The organism is Streptomyces polyasparticus (assembly GCF_014493765.1).
GTDB lineage: Bacteria > Actinomycetota > Actinomycetes > Streptomycetales > Streptomycetaceae > Streptomyces > Streptomyces polyasparticus.
The window spans coordinates 21,017-28,774 of record NZ_JACTVJ010000041.1 but is presented as its reverse complement, the minus strand read 5'-3'; the positions used below and the strand labels follow the sequence as shown (position 1 = coordinate 28,774).

The following is a 7,758-nucleotide window of genomic DNA, read 5'->3' as shown; positions in this document are numbered from 1 at the left end:
AAAGGCGGCATGGACTCGATCTACCCCCAGCCAGAAGATCAACCCGACGCCGTTACACCACTACAGGGGACATGACCCTCCTGTTCCAGCAGCCGGATTCGCTTACGGGCCTCAGCCAGCTCCGCAGCCTCGCTCGTCGCCAAGGCGGACCCAGCGGCCGGGCTCGCCTCGCCGCGCTCCTCGGCCTCGGCACGGCGGATCCACTTCGTCAGCGAGGCGGGATGCACGCCGAAATCGGCGGCGATCTGTTCCAGTGTGACGCCGGGCTCGCGGCTTCGCGCGACCCGCACGACGTCCTCGCGGAACTCCTTCGGATACGGCTTGGGCATTGCGACATCCTTCCAGCCCGCCTCTCGGCGAGCCAGATCAGGTGTCACCCAACCCTGCAGCAGTCCCCTTGTCGCCGGTGGCCGAGCGCAAGGCGCGGCGCAACTGGCTCACCGTCGCGTGGAGGCTGGTGTACGGGCGGTCGCTCGGCGCGTCCGGCCACAGGGCGGCGGCGAGCACCTCGCGCCGGACGCCCCGGCGGTGCAGGGCGAGGTAGGCGAGCAGCTCACGTTGCCGAGGGGCCGGTGCGGCGGGAGATGATCCGGATGGGTCCGAGCAGGCAGAGCCGAGCGCACTGCTCGGTCCCCTGGTACTTGTCGTCGGGCGCCGACTGTGGGTCGTCCGGTTGCACTGCGGGGGTACCTACTGGCGTCGTTCCTGGATCGAAGCTCGGTGGCACGGTGGCATACGTGCGATCCGCTTGCAGCATCTGACGGCTGCTGTCACTCAGCGTGACACTCCACCATGCGAGATCGGTGACGCGCTTATAGCGTGTGTACCGCGGAACACCAACTCGCTCACGGGGGATACAGCCAACACTCGCCGCCGAGGAGAACCGTGTCGTATTCCGGTAGCTACCAGACCGAGGTTTTCAGGCAAGGGGGCAGCCCGTTTCCCTTCACAGTGGGCGGCCTGGAACGCGAAGCGAAAAGCGCTCTGCCCGAGAAGTACTTTGATTACATAGCTGGAGGGGCGGGCTGCGAGAACACAGTGGCCGCGAACCGGGCCGCGTTCACGCGCTGGGGGTTGATCTACCGGGTGTTGCGTGACGGCATTCCCGCGGATCCCGGATGCGAGCTGTTCGGGGCTCGGTTGTCGATGCCGGTATTGCTCGCGCCCGCGGGGGTGGGGGAGTTGGCGCACCGAGAGGCTGAGACCGCGGCGGCGCGAGCTGCTGCGGAGGTGGGGGTGGCGCAGGTGCTGTCAGCTGTCGCTTCGTCGTCACTCGAACAGGTGGCGCAAGCGGCACCGCACGGCACGCGCTGGTTCCAGTTCGCCTGGCCCGACGACGAGAAGCTGGCTCGCTCGCTGATCGCACGCACCGAAGCGGCCGGCTACGGCGCGATCATGGTGATGGGTGACTGCTATGCGGCGGGCTGGCGGACGCGTGAACTGTCGGCTGGCTTCTTCCCGTTCGACCACTGCTACGGGCTGGGCAATTACCTGTCCGATCCGCGCTTCTGGGAACTGATCGGGCAACCGATGGATGTGCAGGGCGATGACATTCCAGACATGTCCCGTGTCGCCCGTTCAGTTGCGGCCACGGCGGCCTCGACCTGGAACCGTGTCTTCGCCAAGCCGGCTCTGACCGTGACGGACATCGAACAGCTGAGGACCTGGACGCGGCTGCCAATCCTGGTCAAAGGTGTCTGCCACCCTGGCGAGGCTGCGGCGCTCATCGATGCCGGCGTGGACGGGCTAGTGGTGTCCAATCACGGGGGTCGCCAACTGGACAACTGTGTCGCGGCGTTGGACTGCCTGCCTGGCGTGGTAGAGGCGGTCGGCGACCGTGTCCCGGTTCTCTTCGACTCGGGAGTGCGCACCGGAACCGATGTCCTGATCGCGCTGGCTCTCGGCGCGAAGGCGGTCATGATCGGCCGTCCGTGGCTGTACGGGCTGGCCATCGGCGGCCAGGCGGGCGTGACCCATGTCCTGCGCTGCATACACGCGGAGCTCACCAGCGCACTGACGCTGACCGGTCATCGACGCGCCGACACGCTGAGCACGGACGACCTGACGCGGACCGCGCTCGCATAGGCGCCGCCTCGCTCGTGCCGCTCCTCAAGGCAAGGAGTCGTCCTGGTGCGCACAACTGTGGCCACCGCACGTCAGATAGTGGTGAAGGTCGGCACCAGCTGCCTCGCTGCCGAGGGCAGCGGACTCTCCGTCGACCGGATCAATACCTTGGTCGACGTCCTGGCCGTGCGCCGCGCCCAACCTGAGACACAGGTGACACTGGTGTCCTCGGGCGCCGTGGCGGCTGGCTTGGCGCACCTGGACATCGCCTGTCCCTTCGATGATGCGGCGCTGATGCGGCGGGCGGCGGCGGGCATCGGGCAGGGCATGCTGGTGAGTTGCTATGCCGCCGCTTTCTCGCGCTACAGCCAAACCGTCGGGCAGGTGCTGCTGACCGCGGACGAGGTGATCCACAGGGCTGACGAAACACGGCGAGTGCTCACTCAGCTCCTGTCACGTGATGTGGTGCCTGTCGTCAATGAGAACGACACAGGAGCTGCGCGTGATCAGCGGTTCGGTGACAACGACAGTCTCGCCGCTCACTTGGCCATACTCCTGCGCGCTGACGTGCTGATCCTGCTGTCGGACGTGGACGCTCTGTATGACGCTCCACCTTCCACCCCAGGCGCCTCACCAGTCTGGTCGGTCCACCCGTCCACTCAACTACCTCTGTCTGAGGGGTACGCGAGCGGGAGTGCAGATACGGGGTTGGGCACCGGCGGGATCACCTCGAAGGTGAAGGCCGCATGCGCGGCCGCCGCTGCGGGAATTCCTGTGGTCCTGACCAGCGCCAAGTTGGCTGAAGGCGCCCTGTCCGGCGATGAGGTCGGCACCTACTTCCACCCGGCGCCCTTCTAATTCTGTTGGTTGAAAGGAACTGCGCATGTCTCAGAATCCAATGCTGCAGGAAGAGACGGCAGATGCTTACCGTCGGGCCGGCTGGTGGTTGGGCGAGACGCTTGGTGACATGCTCAAGGCGCGAGCCATGCGGCACGGAAAGAAGCCTGCGGTAATCGGCCCCGACCGTACGCTGAGTTACCGCGATTTGGACGAACGTGCCGGGCGTATTGCCAGTGGTTTCGCTGCGCTGGGAGTGTCGGCTGGGGACCGAGTCGTAGTGCAGCTGCCGAATCGGTCAGACTTCTTGGAAGTCGTGTTCGGACTGACGCGTCTGGGCGCGGTTCCGGTACTCGCGCTGCCAGCGCACAGGGATGCCGAGATCGGCTATGTGTGCGCGACCGCCGAGGCGGTGGCGTACGTGTGCCCCTCGGGTGACGTATACGAGGCGATGGCTCGGCGGATGTGCGAGCAGGTGACGAGCCTGCGGCACGTGGTCATGGCCGGCGGACGTGGTGACGGAGGCGCCGCCACTTTTCACGGCTTGGAGGAGATCCGAAGCACCCCGGTCTGGGAAGGCGCTGCCCCGAGCTCGGATGATCCTGCCGTGATGCTACTCTCCGGCGGCAGCACCGGTCTGCCGAAACTGATTCCGCGGACCCACGATGACCTGCTGCACATGGTCAGGGCCGCGGCCCGCGCAGCCAACTTCGGCCAGTCCGTCGTCTATCTCGCTGTGCTTCCGGTAGCCCACAGCTTCACGCTCTGCGCACCCGGAGTACTCGGTGTTCTCAACGCAGGGGGCACCATCGTCTTCAGCGACGCGACGGCCTCCGCTGCCGAGGCGTTCGGCCTCATCACGCGCCATCGGATCACTGCCACAGCACTGGTACCCACGCTCGCCAAGACCTGGCTGTCCGCAATCGACTCGCCTGGCGCCACTGCGCAGGACCTGTCCAGCCTGAAGGTCGTACAGATCGGCGGGGCCAAGGCGGACGAGGACCTGGCGCGCCACTTCCAGCGCTGTTTCCACCGGACTTTGCAGCAGGTGTATGGCATGTCCGAGGGCCTGCTGTGCTTCACTCGGCTGAGCGATCCTGACGAGAGTATCGTCGCCACCCAGGGCCGCCCCGTCGATCCGGGTGTGGAGCTGCGCATCGTGGACGGGAAAGGTCTTGACGCGCCCGCCGGGGCCATCGGTGAACTGCTGGTACGAGGCCCATCGGTCATCCGAGGCTACTACCAGGCCTCCGAGGCGAACGCGAGCGCCTTCACCCCGGAGGGCTTCTACCGCACCGGTGATCTCGTGCGGTCGACCGCCTCCGGCAATCTGATGGTCGTGGGACGGGTGAAGGACCAGATCAACAGGGGTGGCGAAAAGATCGACGCGGCAGAAGTGGAGTCCGTTCTGCGCTGCCACCCGGACGTACTGGATGCCGCTCTGGTCGCGAGCCCGGATGAGTTTCTCGGCGAGCGCTCACACGCTTTCGTGGTCACCCGCGAACCACTCGACGTCGACGTGCTGCGTCAGTACGTACGCGCCAAAGGGCTCGCCGAGTTCAAAGTGCCGGACGAGATCGACTTCATCGAGGAGCTACCCCGCACCCCCGTCGGAAAGATCGACAAGAAGCCGCTACGTGCCCTGGCCGCCCCCCGACAGCCGTGCGATAACCCATCGGAAGCGGTCGCGTCAGACAGTGTGGCGGCGGTTCTCTCCGCCTGGTCGATGTCGCTCGACCTGAACCACCCGTTGACGCCACACGACAACTTCTTCGAGCACGGAGCCAACTCACTCCTGGTCATCGAGGCGGCCCAACGGATCGGCGTGTTCCTGGGCCGCGACGTGCCACCAGCCCTGGTGTTCGCCCATCCTACCGCTCTGTCTCTCGCCCGAGTCCTGGACGGCAACGACACACATGCGGCTCCCACCCCCGCCGACCTGATCGCCGATGTGTCCCTTGAGGGAACCAAACAATGGCCCACCGATTTCCAGCTCCCCGGCCCGAGCTCTCACCCTCTACTGACCGGCGCGACCGGGTTCGTCGGTGCCCATCTGCTCGCGGCCCTGCTCGAGCAGACCAGCGCCACCATCACCTGCACAGTGCGAGCCGAGACCCACGACGCTGCGCGCCGACGCCTGGCAACGGCCCTCACCGCTCTCGGCCTGCCCACCGCGGACTTGGCCGACCGGGTCATCGCGCTGCCCGCCGATCTCTCCCGCACTCGTCTCGGCCTGGATACCGATGACCACAGACGTTTGACCGAGCAGACCGATGCGATCTACCACTGTGCCGCCGCGGTGAGCACCCTGCGCGGCTACGCTGCTCTGCGCGCCGCGAATGTCACCGCCACGCGAAACCTCCTTGAGATCGCGGCGACGGGATGCCCCGCACACATGCACCACGTTTCCACCCTCGCGCTGACGCCACCGTCCGGCCACCCCGCGCTCCCGGAAGCGTTCATCGCACCGCATGCCGGACTGACGGACGGCTACCGACAGACCAAGTGGAGCAGTGAACGACTGCTCGAGCTGGCGGCCGAACGCGGTCTGCCGACGACGGTGTACCGTCTGGGCCGGGTGATCGGCGCAGACGGCACCGCTGCCCCCAATCCGAACGACCTGGTGTGGCGGATCCTACGAGCAGGCATCAACCTGGGGGCCCTGCCCGCGCTACCCGTGACCGAGGTATGGACTCCTGCCGACTGGACCGCGAACGCGATTGTCCACCTCTCCCACCGCGCGAGCAGGACGGAGCCCGGCGCGGTCTTCAATCTGGCACCCACCACTGATGTGCCGCTCGCGACCTTCTTCGAGTGGGTTGCCGAATACGGCTACAACACGCCACTTGTGGCGCCACCCCTGTGGGTCACGAAGCTGGCGGACACGCCGGGCGGAGACACGGAACTGCGCACCCTGCTGGATCCGAGCCAGCCTGCCCATGAGCAACTTGCGGACCTCCCCCTCAACCGCATCGAGACCGCCGAACTACCCCCGTCGTTGGACGACAGCCCGCTCGCGGCCGCCCCCACCATCGACCGTGACCTGATCCACCGCTACCTCTCCCGCTGGATCGCCGCAGACCTACTACCGCCGGTCTGATTCGGGTGTAGCTCCTCCTGAGAGACGAGCTACACCCGAATCAGACCGCGACTCTGTGAATCAGGGCGGGCCGGTGCCGGCGGCGGACGTTCGTCGAGTGTCGACGACGGATGGTTGCGTCCAGGGAAGTGGTGTATGGGTTCCACCTGATCCGGGGGTTTGCTCCTGGTTCTGATGGGTGCCCGCATAGACGAACGGCCACCGGCTGATCTTCGAAGTGTCGAAGCCTCGAAGGAGATCAGCACGATGACCGCACCAGACAGTGTGCCCCTGCATGCCCTCGCCGAAGACAACCTCGCCGCGGCGAGTCCGGACCTGCTGCGCGCCATGGTCAAGACGTTCGCCGACGCGTTGATGTCGGCGGAGGCCGACGCCCAGTGCGGTGCCGAATACGGGCAGGTCAGCGACGAACGCGTCAACCTGCGTAACGGCTACCGCAGTCGGGAGTGGGACACCCGCGCCGGCACCGTCGAACTGGCCATCCCCAAGCTGAGGCAGGGCAGTTACTTCCCGACCTGGCTGCTCGAGCGCCGCCGCCGGGCCGAACAGGCCCTGATCTCGGTGGTCGCCACCGCCTACCCGCTCGGCGTCAGCACCCGCCGAGTGGAGAAGCTCGCCGAGTCACTCGGAGTCACCCAACTATCGAAGTCCCAGGTCAGCGCGATGGCCAAGCACCTCGACGGACAGGTCGAAGCGTTCCGCAACCGGCCGCTGGACGCCGGCCCCTATACGTTCGTCTGGGTCGATGCACTGACCCAGAAGGTCCGCGAGGGCGGCCGCATCATCAACATCCACGCGCTCATCGCGGTCGGCGTCAACGCCGACGGCCACCGCGAAATCCTCGGCATCGACGTCGCCACCGCCGAAGACGGAGCCGGCTGGCTCGCCTTCCTGCGCTCGCTGATCGCCCGCGGCCTGAGCGGCGTCCAGTTGGTCATCTCCGATGCACACACCGGCCTGGTCAACGCGATCGGCGCCGTCCTGCCGGGCGCATCCTGGCAAAGATGCCGCACCCACTACGCCCGCAATCTGCTCTCCCAGGTCCCCAAATCGGCCCAACCCTGGGTCGCGACCCTGCTGCGGACTGTCTTCGAGCAACCCGACACCGACGCGGTGAAGGCCCAGATGAGCCACGTGATGGACACCCTGGAAGCCAAGTTCCCCAAAGCCGCAGCCCACTTGGACACCGCCCAGACAGACCTGCTGGCATTCACCGCCTTCCCACGCGAAATCTGGCGGCAGATCTGGTCGAACAACCCACAGGAGCGGCTGAACAAGGAGATCCGCCGCCGCACCGACGTCGTCGGGATCTTCCCCGACCGCACCGCCGTGATCCGCCTGGTCGGGGCGGTGCTGGCCGAGCAGAACGACGAATGGACCGAAGCCCGCCGCTACATGGGCCGCGAACTCCTCGCCAAGGCCCGCCTGAACCCGAACGACGGAGAAACCGACGATCTCGCCCTGCCGACCGAACTCACTGCCTAACCTGAAAATGGATCACCGAGTGGCCGTCAATACACCACTCCAGTGGACGTGACCGAACCGGGAACGGCAGTGCGGGGCATCTCCATGGGATCTGATCTCGCGGATTTTGCCTCGGATTCGCACTGTGTATGGCCGCCGTGGGACGGAGCCCGGAAGGAGAGGCGATCGTCTGGCCGTCGCCTGCGTGGGCGTCACGCTCGCCATCCTGTACCTGCCGTTCCTAGCCATGGCATGGCTGTTGAGCAAACATGCCGGCCACGGAAAGTGATACC

Annotated in this window: 5 protein-coding genes; 4 read left to right on the top strand and 1 reads right to left on the bottom strand. The window is 66.4% G+C overall.

From position 1 onward, the window contains the following. Positions 1-38: 38 nt before the first annotated feature. Positions 39-329, bottom strand: a complete 291-nt coding sequence (locus tag H9Y04_RS43650; protein WP_187819833.1) for a transposase — start codon at positions 327-329, stop codon at positions 39-41. 556 nt (positions 330-885) lie between these two features. Between H9Y04_RS43650 and H9Y04_RS43640 the strand changes: the two genes are divergently transcribed. From H9Y04_RS43640 to H9Y04_RS43625, 4 genes are all read left to right on the top strand, one after another. Further along, positions 886-2,085, top strand: coding sequence for an alpha-hydroxy-acid oxidizing protein (locus tag H9Y04_RS43640; RefSeq protein ID WP_187819832.1), 1,200 nt, complete (start codon positions 886-888; stop codon positions 2,083-2,085). Positions 2,086-2,130: 45 nt separating this feature from the next. Continuing rightward, a complete protein-coding gene (proB, locus tag H9Y04_RS43635; RefSeq protein ID WP_187819831.1) occupies positions 2,131-2,922 on the top strand; it encodes a glutamate 5-kinase in 792 nt (263 codons plus the stop codon). 25 nt (positions 2,923-2,947) lie between these two features. Continuing rightward, complete coding sequence (locus H9Y04_RS47880; RefSeq protein ID WP_187819830.1) at positions 2,948-6,001, top strand: thioester reductase domain-containing protein; 3,054 nt, start codon at positions 2,948-2,950, stop codon at positions 5,999-6,001. Positions 6,002-6,247: 246 nt separating this feature from the next. Beyond that, positions 6,248-7,486, top strand: a complete 1,239-nt coding sequence (locus H9Y04_RS43625) for an IS256 family transposase (protein WP_187819829.1) — start codon at positions 6,248-6,250, stop codon at positions 7,484-7,486. Positions 7,487-7,758 lie beyond the last annotated feature (272 nt).

What these genes read in the sequence shown, in the direction of transcription:
- H9Y04_RS43650 (WP_187819833.1), bottom strand. Translation starts at nt 329, where the DNA reads ATGCCCAAGCCGTATCCGAAGGAGTTCCGCGAGGACGTCGTGCGGGTC.
- H9Y04_RS47880 (WP_187819830.1), top strand. Translation starts at nt 2,948, where the DNA reads ATGTCTCAGAATCCAATGCTGCAGGAAGAGACGGCAGATGCTTACCGT.
- H9Y04_RS43625 (WP_187819829.1), top strand. Translation starts at nt 6,248, where the DNA reads ATGACCGCACCAGACAGTGTGCCCCTGCATGCCCTCGCCGAAGACAAC.